At 68.0% G+C, this 19,325-nt stretch carries 14 protein-coding genes, 2 pseudogenes and 1 CRISPR repeat array (1 of these 17 only partly in view); of the genes and pseudogenes, 4 read left to right on the top strand and 12 right to left on the bottom strand.

Annotated features, from left to right (window positions below):
- Positions 1 to 36: 36 nt before the first annotated feature.
- The 12 genes and pseudogenes from ACQY76_RS04225 to ACQY76_RS04170 form a co-directional block, all read right to left on the bottom strand.
- Positions 37 to 993 carry a 3-hydroxyacyl-CoA dehydrogenase gene (locus ACQY76_RS04225; protein WP_428031661.1) on the bottom strand — a complete coding sequence of 319 codons (957 nt, stop codon included), beginning with the start codon at positions 991 to 993 and terminating at the stop codon, positions 37 to 39.
- Entirely contained in the window at positions 990 to 1,880 is an 891-nt protein-coding gene (locus ACQY76_RS04220; RefSeq protein ID WP_428031660.1) for an N-acyl homoserine lactonase family protein, read from the bottom strand. The genes ACQY76_RS04225 and ACQY76_RS04220 overlap by 4 nt, the downstream gene beginning before the upstream one ends.
- 45 nt (positions 1,881 to 1,925) lie before the next feature.
- The gene (locus tag ACQY76_RS04215) at positions 1,926 to 2,480 is read right to left on the bottom strand and encodes a hypothetical protein (RefSeq protein WP_428031659.1); all 555 of its coding nucleotides are present in this window, start codon (positions 2,478 to 2,480) and stop codon (positions 1,926 to 1,928) included.
- On the bottom strand, positions 2,477 to 3,487 hold the full coding sequence (locus tag ACQY76_RS04210) for a LacI family DNA-binding transcriptional regulator (RefSeq protein ID WP_428031658.1): 1,011 nt from the start codon (positions 3,485 to 3,487) through the stop codon (positions 2,477 to 2,479). Before ACQY76_RS04210 ends, ACQY76_RS04215 begins: the two co-directional genes overlap by 4 nt.
- A gap of 163 nt (positions 3,488 to 3,650) precedes the next feature.
- Positions 3,651 to 4,868, bottom strand: a complete 1,218-nt coding sequence (locus ACQY76_RS04205; RefSeq protein WP_428031657.1) for a sugar ABC transporter substrate-binding protein — start codon at positions 4,866 to 4,868, stop codon at positions 3,651 to 3,653.
- Positions 4,869 to 4,925: 57 nt separating this feature from the next.
- On the bottom strand, positions 4,926 to 5,942 hold the full coding sequence (locus tag ACQY76_RS04200) for an ABC transporter permease (RefSeq protein WP_428031656.1): 1,017 nt from the start codon (positions 5,940 to 5,942) through the stop codon (positions 4,926 to 4,928).
- Between the two features lie 5 nt (positions 5,943 to 5,947).
- Positions 5,948 to 6,949, bottom strand: a complete 1,002-nt coding sequence (locus ACQY76_RS04195) for an ABC transporter permease (protein WP_428031655.1) — start codon at positions 6,947 to 6,949, stop codon at positions 5,948 to 5,950.
- Positions 6,946 to 8,535 carry a sugar ABC transporter ATP-binding protein gene (locus ACQY76_RS04190; RefSeq protein ID WP_428031654.1) on the bottom strand — a complete coding sequence of 530 codons (1,590 nt, stop codon included), beginning with the start codon at positions 8,533 to 8,535 and terminating at the stop codon, positions 6,946 to 6,948. The genes ACQY76_RS04195 and ACQY76_RS04190 overlap by 4 nt, the downstream gene beginning before the upstream one ends.
- A gap of 196 nt (positions 8,536 to 8,731) precedes the next feature.
- On the bottom strand, positions 8,732 to 9,733 hold the full coding sequence (locus tag ACQY76_RS04185; protein WP_428031653.1) for an ABC transporter permease: 1,002 nt from the start codon (positions 9,731 to 9,733) through the stop codon (positions 8,732 to 8,734).
- Positions 9,734 to 9,748: 15 nt separating this feature from the next.
- On the bottom strand, positions 9,749 to 10,789 hold the full coding sequence (locus ACQY76_RS04180; protein ID WP_428032929.1) for an ATP-binding cassette domain-containing protein: 1,041 nt from the start codon (positions 10,787 to 10,789) through the stop codon (positions 9,749 to 9,751).
- Positions 10,783 to 11,229 (bottom strand): annotated as a pseudogene (locus ACQY76_RS04175) (ATP-binding cassette domain-containing protein); the annotation flags it as partial. The gene ACQY76_RS04180 and the pseudogene ACQY76_RS04175, both read right to left, overlap by 7 nt.
- Before the next feature lie 49 nt (positions 11,230 to 11,278).
- A complete protein-coding gene (locus tag ACQY76_RS04170; RefSeq protein ID WP_428031652.1) occupies positions 11,279 to 12,346 on the bottom strand; it encodes an ABC transporter substrate-binding protein in 1,068 nt (355 codons plus the stop codon).
- Between the two features lie 219 nt (positions 12,347 to 12,565).
- On the opposite strand from ACQY76_RS04170, the gene ACQY76_RS04165 reads away from it, so the two are divergent.
- From ACQY76_RS04165 to aldA, 4 genes and pseudogenes are all read left to right on the top strand, one after another.
- The gene (locus tag ACQY76_RS04165) at positions 12,566 to 13,417 is read left to right on the top strand and encodes a DeoR/GlpR family DNA-binding transcription regulator (RefSeq protein ID WP_428031651.1); all 852 of its coding nucleotides are present in this window, start codon (positions 12,566 to 12,568) and stop codon (positions 13,415 to 13,417) included.
- Entirely contained in the window at positions 13,410 to 14,486 is a 1,077-nt protein-coding gene (locus tag ACQY76_RS04160; protein ID WP_428031650.1) for a four-carbon acid sugar kinase family protein, read from the top strand. The genes ACQY76_RS04165 and ACQY76_RS04160 overlap by 8 nt, the downstream gene beginning before the upstream one ends.
- Before the next feature lie 83 nt (positions 14,487 to 14,569).
- Positions 14,570 to 15,592, top strand: a complete 1,023-nt coding sequence (gene pdxA, locus ACQY76_RS04155; RefSeq protein WP_428031649.1) for a 4-hydroxythreonine-4-phosphate dehydrogenase PdxA — start codon at positions 14,570 to 14,572, stop codon at positions 15,590 to 15,592.
- A gap of 35 nt (positions 15,593 to 15,627) precedes the next feature.
- Positions 15,628 to 17,117: pseudogene (aldA, locus tag ACQY76_RS04150) on the top strand (aldehyde dehydrogenase).
- A 780-nt stretch (positions 17,118 to 17,897) separates the two neighbouring features.
- Positions 17,898 to 19,325: direct repeats of the CRISPR family, unit length 32 nt; unit sequence GTTTCGATCCACGCCCCCGCGTGGGGGGCGAC; it runs 4,495 nt beyond the window's last position.

Here is a 19,325-nt window from a genome sequence, read left to right as displayed (position 1 = left end):
TACATGTGTCTCGAGCGGGAGGAGGAAAGGCCGGGGCTAGGGAGCCAGCCCGCTGGCTTTCTTGAAGGCGGCGAGGCCGGTCAGCGCCCGGTCGCGCCAGGCGCGGCGGGCGGCGAGCTCGGCTTCGGGAAGCGCGGCGCGGCGTTCCTCGCCCGCGCGGCGGATGGTCTCTTCCGGCCAGGGGCGCGGCGTGCGGCTCGCGGCCATGGCGTGGTACATGCCGCCCAGGCGGGCCGCGTAGTCGACGATGCCGCCGGGGGCGTTGAGGTCGATGGTCTCGAAAGGTCCCATGAAGGCCCAGCGCAGGCCCAGACCATGAGCGATGGTGGCGTCGATGTCGGCAAGCCCGGCATAGCCCTCGTCATAGAGCGCCCACGCCTCGTTCAGCAGCGCGCCCTGCAGGCGGTTTAGGATGAAGCCGTCGATCTCGCGGGTCAGCGTCACGGGAACCTGCCCGACCGCGTGCATCAGTTCGCGCGCGCCAGCCAGCGCATCGGCGTCGGTCCAGGGCGCCGGCACCAGCTCGACCACGGGGGCCAGATGCGGCGGGTTCACCGGATGGGCGATGAGGAAGCGCCCGCGCCGGGTGCAATGCTCGGTGAAGCGCGAGGCGGGAATGCCGGAGGAGGAGGAGCCGACAATGGCATTCGGCGCCATGGCGGCGTCGATGGCGCGGCAGATCTCGCTCTTCACCTCCACCCGCTCGAACACCGATTCCTGGACATAGGTGGCGCCGTCCAGCGCCGCCTCCAGCGTGTCGCAGACGCTGAGCTGGCCGAGCACGGCGTCGACGTCGTCAATGAGGCCGGCTTCGGCCAGCGAGGCCGCGCTCTCCCGCGCCCAGGGCAGGATGCGGGCGCGGACCTCGGCGACGGGGTCGAACACCTGCACCCGCAGGCCCGCACGGGCGAAGACGAGCGCCCAGCCGGAGCCGACGAGACCGGCACCAACAATGGCGACGACGTGGGAGGTTGTGGGCAATGCGCCGGTCATGCCGACACCTTCGAGCTTTCGCCGTCGGCGAGGCAGATCTCGGTGATGCGCAGGCCTTCCGCGGTGATGCGCGAGGGGAAGGTGTCGCGCAGCCGCTCTTCATGCACGGGGATGACGCGGTGCGAATCGTACCCCGCCTGCTTCATCATCGCTTCGGTGGCGAGCACCAGATTGGCTTGGCTGCCGACTGCGAGGCCCACGGGCGTGTAAACCTCCTTCTCGCCCACGGCCGCGCCGGGGCCATGGATGTTCTCGAACACATAGACGAGGTCGCCGGCCAGCACCCACACGTCTTCCGACTGCGCCTGCCCGTCATTGCGCACCGTCACCCACATGGAACCCCAGGTGTGGCTGTCGTCGGCGGCGTGCAGGTCGATGCCCGGCAGCACGTCGGCCAGCGCGCCGTTCACCGTGACGAGGCGCTTCTGCCGCGCGAGATCGGCGCCGCGCACGATGTCGCCGGGGTCCACCGCCACCATCATCCAGCGCAGCCGGTCGGGCAGCGACATCGCCCAGACCCATTTCGCGATCTCGCGTTCCTGGATGTAGAATTTGGCGTTCGGGAAGTCTTCTACATTGCCGAAATGGTCGAAATGCGCATGCGTGATGAAACAGGTGTCGACGTCTTCCGGCTTTACGCCGATCTCGGCCAGAACCGTGCGGGGGTCGCGCCAGTTCTCCACCCCGAAACGGTCGCCCAGAACCTTGCCATAGTCCTTGTCATTGTAGCCGACATCGACCATGGCGACATGATCCCGGCCCTTGATGACGACATAGCAGTAAGGGAGCTTCACGAAACCCTGGTTGTGCGCACCATAGAGCACGCCGCTCTTATGATAATCCTTCACATAAGAGTATTCGCATACCCAGATCGAATAGTCGGACATGGCTCGCTTCCTTCCTTTTCGGCTTTTGTCGTTTTCGGTCGGCGTTCAGCGCCCGCAGGAACAGCAGGCGTGGGAGAGGTCCACCATGGCGAGCCCCGCCTTCTCGGCGGTGGCGGCGCTCAGATGGGCGTAGGCCCGCCGAACCTGGCGGGAAATGAGATCGAGATTGGCTTCGTTGTCACCGCGCGAGCGCAGCGCAGAGAACGTTCCCAGCGCGAGGCCCGAAAAAGCGTGCGCGGCGACGATCTGCTCCCGGTGCGGCGCGAGCGCCTCGGGGAAGGCGAGCGCCTTGATGCGCTCATCCGCCTCCGCCCAGCGACGCCGGCAGCTCTCGAGCTCGGCAAGGCCGGCGACCTCCGACGATTCCGTGAGCTGCGCCAGGATCATCAGCCCCGCCAGCTGGCCGACGACGCGGCGCAAATCCTCAAAGATCGGCCGGCACGCGGCGGCGTAGCGCGCCGTCGCATCCGAACCCAGCAGCGGGGCGAGATCGTCCGGCCCGGGGACGGGAATCACCGGCGTTCCGTCGGCGACGAGTGCGCAATCCGGGCGGTGGACGCCCGTCAGGCGATTGAAGAGATGCGATCGCTGCACACTCATGCGTTCCCCCCATCGCGCCGGCGCGTGGTGTTGCGCTCGATCAGCCGTCCCGGTTCCAGCCGCAGAATGTGCTGATCCAATGTGCGATCAATCGCCAGCTCCCGCGCGAGGCTGACGGTCGCGGCCATCATCTCGTCCAGCGGCTGCGCCACCGTCGTCAACAGATGGGAGGGCCATCCGGCCATGGTGATGTCGTCGAAGCCGACGACGGAGACGTCGTCCGGCACCCGCAATCGCCCGCTCTCCTGCACGCCGGCGATGAAGCCGATGGCGACGATGTCGTTGGCGCAGAAAACCCCGTCGATCGGGTAGTGCGCCTTGGCCGCTTCCAGCCCGGCAGCGTAGCCAGCCTCGTAGCTGAACCGGCCGGCGTCGATCACCACCGGGCGCGCGAAGCCGCGCTCCTCCGCCCGCCGGCAGAAGCCACGGTGGCGTTCCACATTGGTGGACGCGCCGGGAAAGGCCGAGACATAGGCGAGATGCCGGTGGCCGCTGTCGATCAGATGGTTGGCGACCATGCGTCCGCCGGCTTCATTGTCGCAGCTCACGCCGAAGCCGAGCCCGTCGGCAGACAGGCGGTTGAAGAAGATGCACGGCGCGCCGGCGTCTTCGCATTTCTCGCGGGCATGCGAGGCCATGTTGGCGGCCAGAACGATCACCAGGTCGGGCTGGTAGGTCAGGAGCAGGTCGACGGCATCGTCGATCTTCTCCGGCTGGTTGGCGGCGGCAAGCATGACGTTCATGCCGGCTTCCTGCAGCCTGGTCGTCATCTCGGTCATGACTTCCGGGTAGAACGGGTTGGTCAGGTCCGACACCACCATGCCGACGATCTGGGTCTTCTTGGTGATCAGGCTCTGGGCGAAGGGATTGGGGCGGTAGCCCAGCTCGGTGGCGCGCTCGAGCACGATGCGGCGCGTCTCCGTGGCGATGATCGCCTCGGGGTAGAAAGCCCGCGAGACGGTCGAGACCGACATGCCGAGATCGCGCGCGAGATCCTTCACGGTCACCCTGCGTCCCCTGGTTCGATTTCCGTCCGCCAACGCCCGTCTCCGTCCTCGTCGCCGCACGCGGCGACTCGCCATCCGTAGCGGCAGAAAAGCACATTCCGCCGTCACCGTGCTTCCGAGCCGCAGGCCGCCCGGCGGACTGTCCCGCCGGGCGGCCGATGTCTCAAGGCTTCACGGTCGGTTCGATCTTGGTGAGCTTGTACTGGTCCTTGGGCGGCTCGCAGCGGGCGCAGTTGATGCCCGGCTCATTGGCGGCCTTCACCACTTCCGCCGGCAGCGGCTGGATGGTGGCGCCCTTCACCGGCGTGCCGTTCAGCGCCGAATCGATGTTCAGCTCGGGCAGCAGCACCGGGTTCAGTACTTCGGTCACGAAGGAAGACGGCACCCGGTCCTTCGGGAAGACGTTGCAGCCATTCTCGAACTTGTCGCCGGCGCAGGGCTTCACCTTGTCGGCGGGCACCCACGGCAGCGGGTATTCGATATTGGTCGGCTTCAATTCGCGCTTGCCGGTGAGGATTTCCATCATCAGCTTGAAGGCGTAGCCGGCCTGCGCCGGCGGCGAGCCGGCCGAGACGCCGGTCAGGCCCTTGGCCTGCATTGCCGGATCGGCCAGCGCGAGGCGGAAGCCGTTGGAGTTCTCGCCGGTGAGCGGCACCAGCTTGCCGCCGGCGTCGAGCAGCGCCTGGATGGCGCCATACTCACCCGCCTGCGCCCAGATGCCCTGGACATCGGGATGCGCGGTCAGGGCCTTGGCGGTTTCCTGCTGGGTCGTGCGGTCGTCCCAGTAGGAATAATATTCGGAGACGACCTCGATGCCGGGATATTTCGCGAAGATATGCTTGGCGCCGTCGGTGTGGCGCTGGTCGACCGAGTTGCCGGGCACGCCGCGCGACAGGAAGATCTTGCCCTTGCCGCCCAGCTCATTCACCAGCGCCTGCGCCGAGTTCTCGCCGAAGCCGGAGGAGAGATAGCTGACATTATAGGCACAGTTCTCGGTGACGGTGGCGTCATACATGAAGAACAGCACGCCCTGCTCGCAGCCGCGCTTGATGGTGCGGTTGAGCGCGGTGGCGGAAATCGGGAAGCTGACGATGCCGTCGGCGCCGGCGTCGATCATGCTCTCATAGGCCGAGATCTGCGCCTGCGGGTCGGCGCCGGAGATCACCTCCTTCAGCTCGACGATATCGTTATAGGGCGGCGTGGCGGCCAGCGCCTTGACGATGTTCGCGGCTTCGGACTGCCAGGCATTGCCGGAATAGCTGAGGCTCAGATAGATCTTGAACTTCTCGCCCTCCTTGGCCGAGGCCGGCTGTACCGCGCCGATGCAGGCGGCTCCAAGAAGAACGGCTGCGGTCGCCGCCTTGAGAACTGTCGATATCATCGTCGATTCCTCCTATGTCGATTTGTGTTTCTTGTGGTTGGTCTTGCTCGTCCGGCTTCAACGCCAGAGCGAGCCAAGCTTCTGGAACAGCTCCTCGCGCAGCAGCAGCAGGGCGATGAGGACGATGGCGCCTTCGATGATGGTGCGCAGGCCGAACTCAAAGCCGAGGGCGGAGATGATGGTGCCGAGAGTGGTCAGCAGGATCGCTCCGCCCACGGTGCCGAGAAAGGTGCCGCGCCCGCCGAGGATCGACGAGCCGCCGATCACCACGGCGGCAATGGAGGGCAGGAGATAGCTGTCCCCCATGCGTAGCGTCGCGCCGTTGGAATAGCCGACCAGCATGATGCCGACGAAGCCGGCGGTCACCGCGCTGATCACATAGGGCAGGATGCGCATCGCCGTGACCGGGGCGCCGGCGATGCGGGCCGCCTCGGCATTGATGCCGATGGCGTAGAGATAGCGCCCGAACACGGTGCGGCTCTGGAAGAGCCAGCCCAGTGCCACGAAGGCGACGAGGAACACCACCGGCGTTGGCAGGCCGAGGAGATGGCCCTTCATCAGGGCGAGCGCGGCATCGGGTGCGGCGCCGCGCGGCGTTCCCCGGGTGTAGCCGAGCAGCGCCGAGGCGACGATGATCGACATGGCCAGCGTCATGATGAAGGGCGGCACCCGCAGCCAGACGATGCCGGCCGCCGACAGGAAGCCGACGCCGCCGCAGACCAGCAGCACCACCGGCAGCAGATACCAGGCAGCGGGATCCGTGCTGCCGACCCAGTTGGTGGCGAGGATGCCGCCAAGGGTCACCACGGCCGGCAGCGACAGGTCGAGCCCGCCGGTGAGGATCACCAGGCCCTGGCCGAAGGAAAGCACGACCAGGAACGAGCCCAGTACCAGGACCGTTTCAACCTGCGACCAGGAGCCGAGCGAGGGGCTGATGAAGCGGGCGCCCACGAGCAGCACCACGCAGAGTATCGCCACGGCGATGGTGCTGATCGTCTCGGGGGCAATGCGGGCGCTTTTCCGCGTGTCGGCACCCTGCACGAACCGGCTTTCGGCAATCGGATTCTCGTTCATGACCGTCATTTCCGCTCCCCGATCCGCGTCAGCAGGCCGCTGAAGACCACCGCCACGATCAGCACGACACCCTGGAACAGCCCGGTGTAGAAAGAAGAGACGCCGCTGGAGAACAGCACCTTCTGCAGCAGGGTCAGCGTTGCCGCGCCCATGACGGAGGCGAACAGCCCGCCGCGCCCGCCATTCAGCGATGTCCCGCCGAGGGCGACGGCGGCAAAGGAGAGCAGCAGCAGCGGCGTGCCGGAATTGGGATTGCCGGTCGCGGTCTGGGCGCTGAGCATCATCCCGGCAATGCCGTAGAGCATGCCGGCGGCGACGAAGGTGAGGAAGCGCGTGCGCCGCACATTGATGCCGGACAGCGCGGCGGCCGGCTCGTCGGCGCCGATGGCATAGAGCGCGACGCCGTAATTGGTGCGCCGCGCCAGCAGCCACAGCCCGATGACCACGGCGACGATGAGCCCGGAGACCGGCAGGAATCCCCAGAGCCGCGCGGTCAGCTCGTCGGCGATCCATTCCGAGACATAGCCGCCCGGCGCGTTGAGGATGACCAGCGCGATGCCCTGGCAGATGATCATGGTGGCGAGCGTGGCGGCGATCGATTGGAGCCGCAGATACGCCACCAGCCAGCCATTCGCCGCCCCGACGGCACCGCCAATGGCGAGGCAGATGAGCAGCGACGCCAGCGCGCCGCCCGGCCCTTCCATGGGATAGACCGCCAGCACCACATTGCACACCGAGATGACCCCGGCGATCGACAGGTCGAAGCCCCGGCTCAGCACCACCAGCGTCTGGCCCGCCGCCGCGAGCGCCAGCGGCGCGGTGTTGTTCATCAGCGCCGCGATGGCATAGGTCTCCAGCGCGCGCGGCTGCTGATAGGCGTAGAGCGCGTAGAGGATGAGGTAGACGCCGAGGATCAGCCCCGCGCCTTGCGTCAGGCGCCACAGCTTCAGCCCGCCCCGCGCGGCCGGCAGCGCGGGCGAGGGATGGGTGCTCTCCATCTGGCTCATCGCGCCGCCTCCGCCGCCGCAGGCCCGGCGTGATCGTGGCCGCCGCAATGGCCGTGGCCGATCATCGCCGCCACGAGGTGCCGCTCGGCGATCCCTTCGCCCTCGAAGCTGCGGAAGACCTTGCCGCCATAGAGAACCAGGCAGCGATCGGCGAGCTGGACGATCTCCGGCAGCTCCGACGAATAGAACAGCACCGAGCCGCCGCCGTCGGCAAAGGCGCGGATGGCGGCATAGATGGATTCCTTGGTGCCGACATCGACGCCGCGCGTCGGGTCGAACAGCAGCAAAGTGCGGGCGCCGCTCGCCAGCGTTCGCGCCATCAGCGCCTTCTGCTGGTTGCCGCCGGACAGGTCGCCAATAGCGAAGCCGAGATAGCGCGGACTGAGCGCCACCTTCTGGGCCGCCGGAAGCGCCGCCTTTTCCTCGTCGCGCCGGCTGACGAAGCCGCCGCGCCCCACGCGCGGAAGGAAGGGCAGCACCACATTGGTCGCCGCCGACAGTCCGGCGAGGATGCCCTCGGTCTTGCGCTCTTCCGGCAGGTAGCTGATGCCGCTGCCGGAGTTCAGCGCGGCGCGCGGGCTGCGGTAGGACGCCGGCTTGCCGTCGACCATGATCGTGCCGCCCGTCGGCGTCTCCAACCCCGCCAGCACGCGGAACAACCCTCGCTGCCCCTGTCCTTCGAGCGCGGCGACGCCGAGCACCTCGCCCTCGCCGAGCTGCAGCGAGGCGCCCCGCAGCCCATGGCCGGTGAGGTTCTCCGCGACGATGCGCGGCGGCGTGGAGACACTGGACGGGCGTGTCGGCCGCCGCGCCTGCTCGACGCGGTGGCCGACCATCATCTCGAAGATGTCGCTGTCGCTGGCATTGCCCAGCCCGACCGTGCCGATGGAACGGCCATTGCGCAGCACGGTCGCGCAGGTGCAGATCTCGCGCACCTCCGCGAGCCGGTGCGAGATATAGAGAATGGCGACGCCGCGCGAGCGGGCCTTGGCGATCTGCTCGAACAGCCAGTCGGTTTCGGCCAGCGAGGCAGTGGGTTCGTCGAGAATCAGCACGCGGCCGGCATTCTCGATCGCCCGGGCGATCTCGATGCGCTGGCGCTCGGCCAGCGGCAGGTCGCCGACCCGCGCGGCGGGATCGATCCTGCCCAGGCCGTGACGCGCCAGTATGTCCGCGCCGCGCGCGATGACCTTCCGGCGCGAGATCAGCGGCGCGCCCTGCTCCGCGAGCGCCGGCAGCAGGAAGTTCTCCGCCACGGTCAGGTTCGGGACGAGGCTCAATTCTTGGAAGGCGGTGGCGACCTGGCGCCTGCGCGCTTCCAGGATCGAGCGCGGCGCATAGGTCTCGCCGTGAAGCTGCATCTCGCCGCGATCGGGTATCACCGCGCCGGTGAAGATGCGCACGAGGGTGGATTTGCCGGCACCGTTCTCGCCAAGCAGGGCATGGACCTCGCCGGCCCGCAGCATGATGTCGGCATGTTCGAGGGCCACGGTCGCGCCATAGGCCTTCCGGACGCCCGACGCCCGCATCTCACGCAGCAAAGGTTGCCGCTCCCCGGTGCCGGGGCGGCCATTGGCGTCGGTCATTCATATTCCTCCCACGTATCCCGAGCCGTTCCTCTGGAGGGAACGTTCTCTGAGAACGTTCCCATTGTTGGCGGCATTTATGATTTCGGTCAAGCGGCGTTCTTCGATTTTGCGGTGACGGCCGGCGAAGCGGCCTTCCAGCCGTCTCGTTCTTCAAGGCTGTTTCGGCTGATCTCCTTGGAAACCGATGGTATTTTCATTTGATGATGCCGATCTTGTTGCGGTCGATGGTAATGAAGACCGCCGCGATCAGCACCGCGCCCTTGATGATGTTCTGCAGGTAGGGATCGACGCCGATCATGTTCATCCCGTTCGACAGGATGGTGATGATCAGTACGCCCAGCACCGTGCCGCCGATGCTGCCTATGCCTCCCGTCAGCGGCGAGCCGCCGACCACGACGGCGGCAATGACGTCGAGCTCCAGACCTTCCCCAAGCTGCGCCGTCGCCGCCATGGCCCGGGCGCTCTGCAGCAGCCCGGCGATGCCGCACAGCAGCCCGAGCAAGGCGAACATCGCGATCTTGACCCGCGCGATGCGGATGCCGGTCAGCATGGCGACGCGTTCGCCGCCGCCGATGGCGCGCACCTCGCGGCCGAACACCGTCTTGCGCAGGATCACCAATCCCACGAGCGCAAGCGCGAGGCCGATCAGTACCGAATGGGGAATGCCGAAGGTGCGGCCGGAATAGGCGTCGAGGAAGCCTTCGTCATTGATCGACACCGGCGCGCCGCGCGTGAACATCAGCACGATGCCGCGATAGACGACCATGGCACCCATGGTGGCAATGAAAGAGGGAACCTTGCCCTTCGCCACGATGACGCCATTGACCAGCCCGGCCACCAGCCCGACGCCGACCGCGGGGATGACCGCCGCCGCGCCGAGCTCGTCGGAAAAGGACGCGGCGGTCAGCGCGGCCAGTGCCACGATGGCGCCCACCGAGAGGTCGATCGAGCCCGCCATCACCACGAAGGTCATGCCCACTGCAGCCACCAGCAGCACGGTCGCCTGCTGCAGGACGATCAGCCCGTTCGAGACGGTGAAGAAGCGCGGCGAGGCCAGCGCGAAGACGAGGCACAAAGCCAGCAGGACGATGGTGGGAAAGAGCCGGCGCAGTGTCGCCGCGCTGCGCCCGAACGCGTCCGAACGCGTCTCGCTGTCCGGACGGGTTTCCTGCGTGGATTCTGCGCGTTCGCTCATGGCGTCTTCCGATGCTCAGGTCATGTGGCGTACGATGTCGTGCTCGCTCGCGCCGACCGCTTCGCAGCGATGGACGATCTCACCGTGGCGCATCACCAGCAGCCGGTCCGCCAGGCCGAGCAACTCTGGCAGGTCCTCGGAGAGGAGGACGACGGCCAGGCCGTCAGCGGCGAGGTCGCGGATGATGCGGTAGATCTCCAGCCGCGCCCCGACGTCGACGCCCCGGGTGGGATTGTTGAGCAGCAGCAGCTTCGGGCGGGTGGCGAGGCATTTTCCCAGCACCACCTTCTGCATGTTGCCGCCCGAGAGGGTACGCACGGGCAGGTCGGCATACGGCGCCTTGATGCCAATGCGCCGGATGAGGGCGGCGGCAATGTCGAGCGCCGCCGCGCGGTCGAAGAACGGGCCGCGCCGGGGAGGGCGCGCCATCACCAGATTGTCCAGCACGCTGAAATCGACGATGAGCCCTTCGCCCGTGCGGTCGCCCGGCAGGTGCGCGACGCCGCCCCGCCAGCCATCGGCCGGTTGCTTCGGGCTGTAGGGCGCGCCGGAGAGTTCCATCGCGCCGTGGGCGAGCGGGCGGTCGCCGGCGATGGCCGCCAGCAGTGCCTCGCCGCCCGCACCCTTGAGCCCGGCGATGCCGAGGATTTCCCCGCCGCCACGTCGAGCGATGCGTTCCGCACGCCGGCGGGAAGCGCGATTCCCGTGGCGCGGAACACCGGGCCCGTCGCCTGCGCGGCAGGGGCGGGGCGGGCAGGGTAGATTCCACCCGATATGTCGCGCCCCACCATGCGGCGGTGGATCTCGTCGGGGGCGATCTCGTCCACCGTGAACCGTCCGACCTGGCGGCCATCCTTCAGGATGGTGAGATCGTCGGCGACCGCGCGGACTTCGGCGAGATGATGCGAGACGAAGGCGATGGTGAGCCCTTCCTCGCGCAGCCGGCGGATCGCGGTCAGCACCGCGTCGACCTCGCGATGGTCGAGATAGGCGGTGGATTCGTCGAGGAAGAGCAGCTTGGGATCGCGCGACAACGCGCGGGCGATCTCGATGCATTTCCACTGGCCGAGATCGAGACGGCCAATGTCCGAGCCGACCCGGATGCGAGCGCCGAGCCGGTCCAGCACGCCTTGGGCGGCGCGTTCCATGGCGCGGCTGTCGAGGAACCCACCTCCGGCGAAGCGGCGCAGCCGGTCGATGAAGATGTTCTCGGCCACGCCGAGCGCCGGATTGATGGTGATCTCCTGGAACACCAGGGCGACGCCGGCGGCCGCTGCCTCCACCAGGCCCGACGGCGCATAGGGCGCGCCGTCGAGCGTCATCGTGCCTGTGTCGGGCCGCTCGGCCCCGGCCAGCATCTTCAGCAGGGTCGACTTGCCCGCGCCATTCTCGCCGACCAGAGCGTGCACGCGACCGGCGGCGAGCGCGACCGACACACCGTCGATCGCGCGGGTACGCCCGAAGGTTCTGCCAAGATTGCGCGCGTCGAGTGTCATGCCACCAACCTCGCAGCCGCCACGCGGGCAGCGGCCGCCTGCGGAGTCCTCAGTCGCCGTACGTCATCTCGAAAGCGGCGGGCTTGGCCTTCGGGTTGTAGACCTGCGAGTGCTCCTTGAAGTCATAGGGCGGGACGCCGCCGGGGAAGTCCTTCTCGAACTGGGCGACCTTGTCCTTGGTGAGCGGCAGCAGGCCGAGCTTCACATTGGCAGCGCCGGCCGGTACCGGTTTGCCGTTGATCTGGTCGTACATCATGACCAGTGCGAAGCCGCCCTGAAGCCAGTGGCCGCCAATGTCGAACAGCAGCTCGCCGGACTTCACCGCATCAACATTCTCGGGGTTCAGGTCCATGGCGACGACCATCACGTCCTTGCCCGGCACCTTGCCGCGGTTCTTCAAGGCCGCGAGTACGCCGGTGGCGGTGCCGCCATTGGCGGCCCAGACGCCGGTGATGTCGGGATGGCCCTGATAGAGCGACTCGAACACCGTCTGCGAGGTGTCGCGCACAAAGTTGCCGTCGACCTCTCCGGCGACGCGCACGTCAGGCGCTTCCTTCAGGGCCTTCTCCAGCCCCTTGCGGCGATCGATGGCGACCGACGTGCCGGCCGTGCCATTCACCACCCCGATCACCTTTTTGCCGTCCGCGCCGGGCTTGATGTTGGCGAAGAGCGTCTTGGCCATCTGGTAGCCGGCGTCTTCATCACTCGGCCCGATGAAGGCGACGTAGTTCGGGAACCGCGGGGATTGCGGGGGGAAGTCGGCATAGCTGTCGGTCAGGATGACCGGGATGTCGGCTTCCTTCGCCAAGGTGAGGCCGCGCGCGGCGGTCGCCCAATAGGGCGTGAAGATGATGCCGTCGACATGCTGGGCAACGAGGTCTTCCAGCGACTTCACCATCTGGTCGGGTTTGTTGTCGGCGTTGAGCACGATGAGCTCGACGCCGAGTTCGTTCGCGCCCTTCTTCATGAAGTCGGTGTAGTTGTTCCAGAACTGGGCGGCGAGGGTCGGCACCACGACGCCGATCTTCGGCTTGTCGGCGGCCAGGGCGCCGCTCGCCGCCGCCGTGGCCAATGCGGCGCCGAACGCGACGGATTTCAGACGTGAAATGAATGGCATGCGTTCCTCCTGTGCGCCAGCACGGCTGGCCGGACGTTTCCTGTGCGGACGGTTCTCCGCTTGCGTCCCTGCGGACGCCGTGATTGACCGGCTGTCGCGGAACGTTCAAATTTTCCCAAAGCCTATAACTACCATTTCGAAATACGTCAAAAGATTTCATATTGATCCATAATGCGTCATTCGACAGCAATGCTGACCTTCGGCGGGGAAAAAGGGGCCATGGCACAGGACGAACGGGGCGAGGATCCGGGGCGCGGGCGGGTCGAGATGATTCCGGCCAAGCGGCGCGCGCTTATCCTCGAGCGGCTGAAGCGTGACGGGGCGGCGGCGATCCAGGAACTCGCGGAGGTCGTCGGCGCCTCGGCGTCGACCATTCGCCGCGATCTGGAGCATCTGGTGAAGCAGGGGGCGCTGGAGCGCACCCATGGGGGAGCCCTGCTCCAGCGCACCGATCACGCCACTTTCGAGCCGGAAATCGCCATCGCCGCGCAATTCGCCCGTGCCGAGAAGGAGGCGATCGGCGCGGCGGTCGCCGCGGAGCTGCAATCGGGCCAGAGCGTCATCTTCGATGCCAGCACCACCGTGCTGGCCGTGGCGCGCGAAGTGGCGGCGCGGCGCCTGGCGCTCACCGCAGTGACGAACAGCCTCGCCATCGCCCAGGTGCTGGCCGATGTCCCCGAAGTGCATCTCGTGGTGCCGGGCGGCACGGTGCGCCGCGGCTCGCTGACGCTTGTCGGCCGCCCCGGCGAGGATTTCCTCGGCACCATCCACGCCGACGTCGCCCTGCTCGGCACGCACGCCATCACGGGCACCACACTCACCGAGACCTCGCTGGAGGTCGCCGCCATGAAGCGCGCCATGATCACCGCCGCGCGCCGCGTGCTGGTGCTGGCGGATAGTTCGAAGTTCTCCTCGCCCAGCTTCTGCACCATTTGCGATGCCTCCGAGGTCAGCGAGATCGTCACCGATGATGGCATCGATCCGGCGAATCTCACCGCGTTGCGGGCGCTTAACCTCGTCGTGCGCGTCGTCCCCGTTGGCGGATCCAGGCCGGAACGCGCCCGTGCCTGACCCGATCGGCCCGCATATCCTCGCCGACGATCTCACCGGCGCCCTCGACAGCGCCGCCGCCTTCGCCACCACGGCACGCCCGCTGGACATAGGATGGCGTCCGGGCGGCCCGCTGCCGGCCGCCGGCGCGGTCGATGCCGCCACGCGCGAAGGGCACGCGCGGGAGGCGGCGGAGCGGCACAAGGCCCTGGCGGGCTGGCTCGCCGACGGACGGCCGGCCTTCAAGAAGATCGACAGCCTGATGCGCGGTCATTGGGCCGTCGAAATCGCCGCCCTGGCCACCGCCCGGCCCGACAGGCGCATCGTGATCGCGCCGTCTTTCCCGTTTCAAGGGCGGGTGACGCGCGATGGGCGCCAATGGCGCGTGGGGTCGAACGAGCCGCTCGGCCCGTCGATCGCGGATACACTGGCCTCTGCCGGGATCGACCGGCAGCAATTCGTGGTGCGGGACGCGCAGACCGACGCCGATCTCGATGCCGCCGTCGCCGATGAAAGCGCGGGTGGCTATCGGGTGCTGTGGGTGGGAACCGGGGGGCTGGCGGCCGCGCTGGCACGCGCCGGCGGGATGAATGCAACGGCGCCGGATGTCGATCTGCCGCGTCCATTGCTCGCGCTGATCGGCTCCCATCACCCCGTCACCTTCGGCCAGATCGCCCGTGCCGAGGCCGTGGATCCTGGCTGCCACATCCGGCTCGGCGGTGGCCCGAATGCTTTCGGTGCCGTGCTTTCCCGGCTGGAGCGGGGGCAGGCGGCACTTGTCACCGTCGCTTTCGAGGGTGACCGCGCGAGCGCGGCACGGGTCATCGCCGAACGCTTCGCGCGCCTGCTGGAGGCGAGCCCACGCCCGGGCTGCCTGTTCGTCGCCGGCGGCGAGACGCTGCGCGACGTGGCGGAGGCGGTCGGCGCGGAGGGGCTGGCGGTTGAAGGCGCCCTGGAAGCCGGCCTGCCGGTGTCCCGGCTGCGCGGCGGGCGGCTTCACGGCCTCGCCGTCATCTCGAAATCCGGCGCCTTTGGTCGCCCGGAGCTCCTGGTGGACCTCGCCGCAGCGCTTGGCGCCATGTCGCGTTGACGGGCGCGCGTCCAAAGATAGATATTGCGCATTTGTGAAATCTTTTGATATCTAATGCGCGTTCCTAATCGAGAGTACGCTTCATGGTTGCCCCGCGCCTCGCCGTCACCATGGGGGATCCGGCCGGCATAGGCCCCGAGATCATTGCCAAGGCTTGTGCCCGCCTCTCACCGCGCCTTGCCGCCGGCGAGTTTTCCCTCCTCATCCTCGGCAGCGTCGCGGCGTTGCGCACGGCCGAAGCGCTGTGCGGCACGCCGCCGATCCCGCAGACCGACGACCCCGCGCAGCCCTTCGCGCACGCCATCCTCGAAGCCGGCCCGGAGCGCGCCCCGATCGAGCCCGGCATCATGCAGGCCGAGGGCGGGCGCCTTGCCTATCTCGCCATCGAGAAGGCGGTTCGCCTGGCGCAGGACGGCACCGTGGCCGGCATCGTCACCGCGCCGCTCAACAAGGAAGCCCTGAATCTCGCCGGCTACACCTATGCCGGCCATACGGACATGCTGGCCGACCTCACCGCGGCGCGGGATTCGGTGATGATGCTGGCGCATGGCGCTTTCCGCGTCAGCCACGTTTCCACCCATGTGCCGCTTTCCGAGGTGCCCTCGCGCCTCACCCCGGAGCGGCTGCGCCGTGTCATCGATCTGACCGCCCAGGCGTTGCGCGCGCTCGGCATTCCCCATCCGCGCATCGCGGTGGCGGCGCTCAACCCGCATGCCGGGGAGGGCGGCATTTTCGGCCGCGAGGACATCGATGTCACCGCGCCTCTGGTTGCCACCTACGAGGGATCGGACGTCACGGTGATCGGTCCGGTGCCCGGCGACACGGTCTTCGTGAAGCTGCGCGGCCGCAGCTATGACGCGGTGGTTGCCATGTATCACGACCAGGGACATGTCCCGGTCAAGCTGCTCGGCTTCGATATCGATCCCGAGACCGGCGCGTGGAGGGCGCTGTCGGGCGTTAATGTCACGCTCGGCCTGCCCATTATCCGCACGTCGGTGGATCACGGCACGGCGTTCGACATTGCCGGGCGCGGCATCGCCAATGAGGACAGCCTGATCGAGGCGATCGATTTCGCGCTCAATCTCGCCGGCCGCCGCGACGGCTAGGCACATTCCCAAAAAATCACGCAGGGACAGACGCCATGCCCGTAAGCCTGCCCGCCAGATGCCGCATGCTCATCGACGGACAGTTCGTCGACGGTGCCGCCGGCACCCGGCCGGTGATCAATCCCTCGACCGGCGCGACCTTTATCGACGTGCCCGAAGCCAGTGCCGATCAGACCCGGCAGGCCATCGCGGCCGCCCGCACGGCGCAGAAGGCATGGGGCCTGAAGGCGCCGCTGGAGCGCGCCCGTGTCATGCGCCGCATCGCCGCGCTGGTGCGCCGGGATGCCGAGCGGCTCGCCCGCATCGTGGTGATGGAGCAGGGCAAGCCGATCAACGAGGCGCGCGGCGAAGTCGGGGGAACCGCCGAGTTCTTCGACTATTACGCCGAGTTCGCCCGCCGCATCCAGGGCGAAATCCTGCCCTCCGACTTCGCCGGCGAGCAGGTGTGGATCCAGCGCGTGCCGATCGGCGTCGTCGGCGCCATCATTCGTGGAACTACCCCAGCGCGCTGGTCAGCCGCAAGATCGCCCCGGCACTGATCGCCGGCGACACGGTGGTGCTGAAGCCGCATGAGGACACGCCGCTCTCGGCGCTGGAGATGGCCCGCATCTTCGACGAGGCCGGGGTGCCGCCGGGCGTCGTCAACATCGTCACCGGCCCCGGCGACACGGTGGGTGAAACCATCACCTCCGAGCCCGGCATCGACCTCATCACCATGACCGGCAGCGTGCCGACGGGCAAGCGCATCATGAGCAATGCGGCGCAGAACCTCACGCCGGTTTCGCTGGAACTCGGCGGCAAGGCGCCCTTCATCGTGCTGGACGACGCGGACATCGATCTCGCCGTCCGCTCGGCCGCCACCTCCCGCTACATGAATTGCGGGCAGGTCTGCATCTGCAACGAGCGCACGCTGGTGCACCGCGCGGTCTATGACGCGTTCGTCGAGCGGTTCGTCGCGATGTCGCAGAGCCTGGTGCTCGGCGACCCGATGCTGGAGACCACCGATATCGGCCCGAAGGTCAGCGGCGAGGAACTGGAGAAGGTCGAGGCCATCCTCGCCGACGCCATCGCCGGCGGCGCCACGCTGGCCTTCGGCGGCGGCCGCCCGGAAACCGCGCCGGTCGCCGGCGGCTATTGGATGAAGCCGGCGGTGCTCACCGGCGTCACCGCCGACATGCCGATCATGTCGCGCGAAATCTTCGGCCCCGTCGTGCCGATCATGCCGTTCGACAGCTTCGAGGAAGCGGTGTCGATCGCCAATGACAGCCGCTACGGCCTCTCCGCCTATCTCTTCACCCGCGACCTCACCCGCGTAATGTCGGCGGTCAACGAGGTCTCGTTCGGCGAGATCTACGTCAACCGCATCGGCCCGGAGATGCTGCAGGGGTTCCATGTCGGGTTCCGCGAGAGCGGCCTCGGCGGCGATGACGGGGCGCATGGGCTGGAGACCTATCTGCGCAAGAAGACCGTCTATGTGAACTATTCGGGCGGCCCCACGGCAGCGCTGATGCCCTATGGGCGCTGAACATTGCGGGCGACTTGGCGCGGCTACGGAAGGAGGTGAGACGCAGTGTTTCGATCCACGCCCCATGTGGGGGGCGACCGGCCGCGTCGATGGCCTGCTGCAAGCTCTCGTGGTTTCGATCCGCGCCCCCGTGTGGGGGGGGCGACCAACACCGGTGCTATCGCCCGCGCCGGCTGGGTGTTTCGATCCACGCCCCCGCGTGGGGGGCGACGGCGGCGCCCTGCAGGTCGAGATACTGCGCCCCCGAGTTCGATCCACGCCCCCGTGTGGGGGGGGCGACCTCGTCGAGTCGGCTGTCGCGGCCGATGACTTCCTGTTTCGATCCACGCCCCCGTGTGGGGGGCGACCCAATGGCTGCGCCAAGGGCGTACCGGTGGTGGAGTTTCGATCCACGCCCCCGTGTGGGGGGCGACAACGGTGACGGCGGATGACGAACGCGATCCGCCCGTTTCGATCCACGCCCCCGTGTGGGGGGGCGACCTGGCGGGTCGCCGGCGGCGCTCGACACCTTGAAGGTTTCGATCCACGCCCCCGTGTGGGGGGCGACTTGCTCGGCCTCGATGTTCCGCACGCCGAACCGGTTTCGATCCACGCCCCCGTGTGGGGGGCGACCTGAGGAGGCCGTCCACGCCGTATCGGGTGAAAAGGTTTCGATCCACGCCCCCGTGTGGGGGGGCGACCTGGACCGGATCGCCCGTGCCGAGCTCGGCACCGAGTTTCGATCCACGCCCCCGTATGGGGGCGACGGCAAACCCCGCTCGCTGACATGCACATAAAACGTGTTTCGATCCACGCCCCCGTGTGGGGGGCGACTTGACAGCCTTCGTCACCCGCGTGACGGCATCCTTGTTTCGGTCCACGCCCCCGGGTGGGGGCGACCTGCTCTCCCTCGGCGGCATCGCAACGGGGTATCAGTTTCGATCCACGCCCCCGCGTGGGGGGCGACAGGAGAGGGTGATGAGAAAGACATACGGATCGGTTGTTTCGATCCACGCCCCCGCGTGGGGGGCGACATGGCGCCATCCGCCGTCGCACCAAGGGCGCGCTGTTTCGATCCACGCCCCCGCGTGGGGGGCGACGATTTCCTCGCGGCCGCGCATGGCGCAGTGCTCGAAGTTTCGATCCACGCCCCCGCGTGGGGGGCGACGTCTGCCCCGGTGAGCAGAATGGGAAGCGCCGTGTTTCGATCCACGCCCCCGCGTGGGGGGCGACAACCTTGAAGCGCGGATTGGTCGTCTCGCCGTAGTTTCGATCCACGCCCCCGCGTGGGGGGCGACGGTCGGCCCATGCGCCGGGGAGTAGCCGATATCGGTTTCGATCCACGCCCCCGCGTGGGGGGCGACCATCTCGCTCAAGCGATGGCGCCGCAGAGGTCACGAGTTTCGATCCACGCCCCCGCGTGGGGGCGACCCGGTCCTTCCCCCCGTCAGCGCGCCGGCGATAAAGTTTCGATCCACGCCCCCGCGTGGGGGGCGACGGCTCGCATATCAGAGCGTCACGCCGGGATACTGGTTTCGATCCACGCCCCCGCGTGGGGGGCGACGCTACGATGGGCAGGATCAGATCTACCTTGATCTGTTTCGATCCACGCCCCCGCGTGGGGGGCGACAACGCCGTTCCGGCTCGATAGCGGGCGGCTGGATGTTTCGATCCACGCCCCCGCGTGGGGGGCGACCTCAGGCCGAAATCGACCGGATGCACGAGACGATTGTTTCGATCCACGCCCCCGCGTGGGGGGCGACCCTCTCTCGGCGATTCTGAGCGAGCTGCGCTCGAGTTTCGATCCACGCCCCCGCGTGGGGGGCGACCGAAATCTATACCGGCGCCTCGGCTACTGTTCGCGTTTCGATCCACGCCCCCGCGTGGGGGGCGACCTGCGCTCTCGCCAGCCCCACCGCCTGTCATGAAGTTTCGATCCACGCCCCCGCGTGGGGGGCGACGCGGTCCTCGTCAAATTCGCGAAGGACCTCCTCGTTTCGATCCACGCCCCCGCGTGGGGGGCGACTGGCTTCCATTCGACTAACCACGTTCATGCGCGAGTTTCGATCCACGCCCCCGCGTGGGGGGCGACGTCAGACTGGTGCGCCAAACCTCCGGGGTTCATGTTTCGATCCACGCCCCCGCGTGGGGGGCGACAACCCGGCGCTCGACAAGATGCGGCGCCTGAAGGAGTTTCGATCCACGCCCCCGCGTGGGGGGCGACCACGC

Origin of the sequence: Ancylobacter sp. (assembly GCF_965279025.1) — a bacterium.
GTDB lineage: Bacteria > Pseudomonadota > Alphaproteobacteria > Rhizobiales > Xanthobacteraceae > Ancylobacter.
Note: the sequence above shows the minus strand (reverse complement) of the source record. Positions and strands in the feature narration are given on the sequence as shown.

Bases quoted from the DNA above. Each gene is read 5' to 3' on its own strand.
- ACQY76_RS04225 (WP_428031661.1), bottom strand. From the start codon at position 993: ATGACCGGCGCATTGCCCACAACCTCCCACGTCGTCGCCATTGTTGGT.
- ACQY76_RS04220 (WP_428031660.1), bottom strand. From the start codon at position 1,880: ATGTCCGACTATTCGATCTGGGTATGCGAATACTCTTATGTGAAGGAT.
- ACQY76_RS04215 (WP_428031659.1), bottom strand. From the start codon at position 2,480: ATGAGTGTGCAGCGATCGCATCTCTTCAATCGCCTGACGGGCGTCCAC.
- ACQY76_RS04205 (WP_428031657.1), bottom strand. From the start codon at position 4,868: ATGATATCGACAGTTCTCAAGGCGGCGACCGCAGCCGTTCTTCTTGGA.
- ACQY76_RS04200 (WP_428031656.1), bottom strand. From the start codon at position 5,942: ATGAACGAGAATCCGATTGCCGAAAGCCGGTTCGTGCAGGGTGCCGAC.
- ACQY76_RS04195 (WP_428031655.1), bottom strand. From the start codon at position 6,949: ATGAGCCAGATGGAGAGCACCCATCCCTCGCCCGCGCTGCCGGCCGCG.
- ACQY76_RS04190 (WP_428031654.1), bottom strand. From the start codon at position 8,535: ATGACCGACGCCAATGGCCGCCCCGGCACCGGGGAGCGGCAACCTTTG.
- ACQY76_RS04185 (WP_428031653.1), bottom strand. From the start codon at position 9,733: ATGAGCGAACGCGCAGAATCCACGCAGGAAACCCGTCCGGACAGCGAG.
- ACQY76_RS04180 (WP_428032929.1), bottom strand. From the start codon at position 10,789: ATGCATCGAGATCGCCCGCGCGTTGTCGCGCGATCCCAAGCTGCTCTT.
- ACQY76_RS04170 (WP_428031652.1), bottom strand. From the start codon at position 12,346: ATGCCATTCATTTCACGTCTGAAATCCGTCGCGTTCGGCGCCGCATTG.
- ACQY76_RS04165 (WP_428031651.1), top strand. From the start codon at position 12,566: ATGGCACAGGACGAACGGGGCGAGGATCCGGGGCGCGGGCGGGTCGAG.
- pdxA (WP_428031649.1), top strand. From the start codon at position 14,570: ATGGTTGCCCCGCGCCTCGCCGTCACCATGGGGGATCCGGCCGGCATA.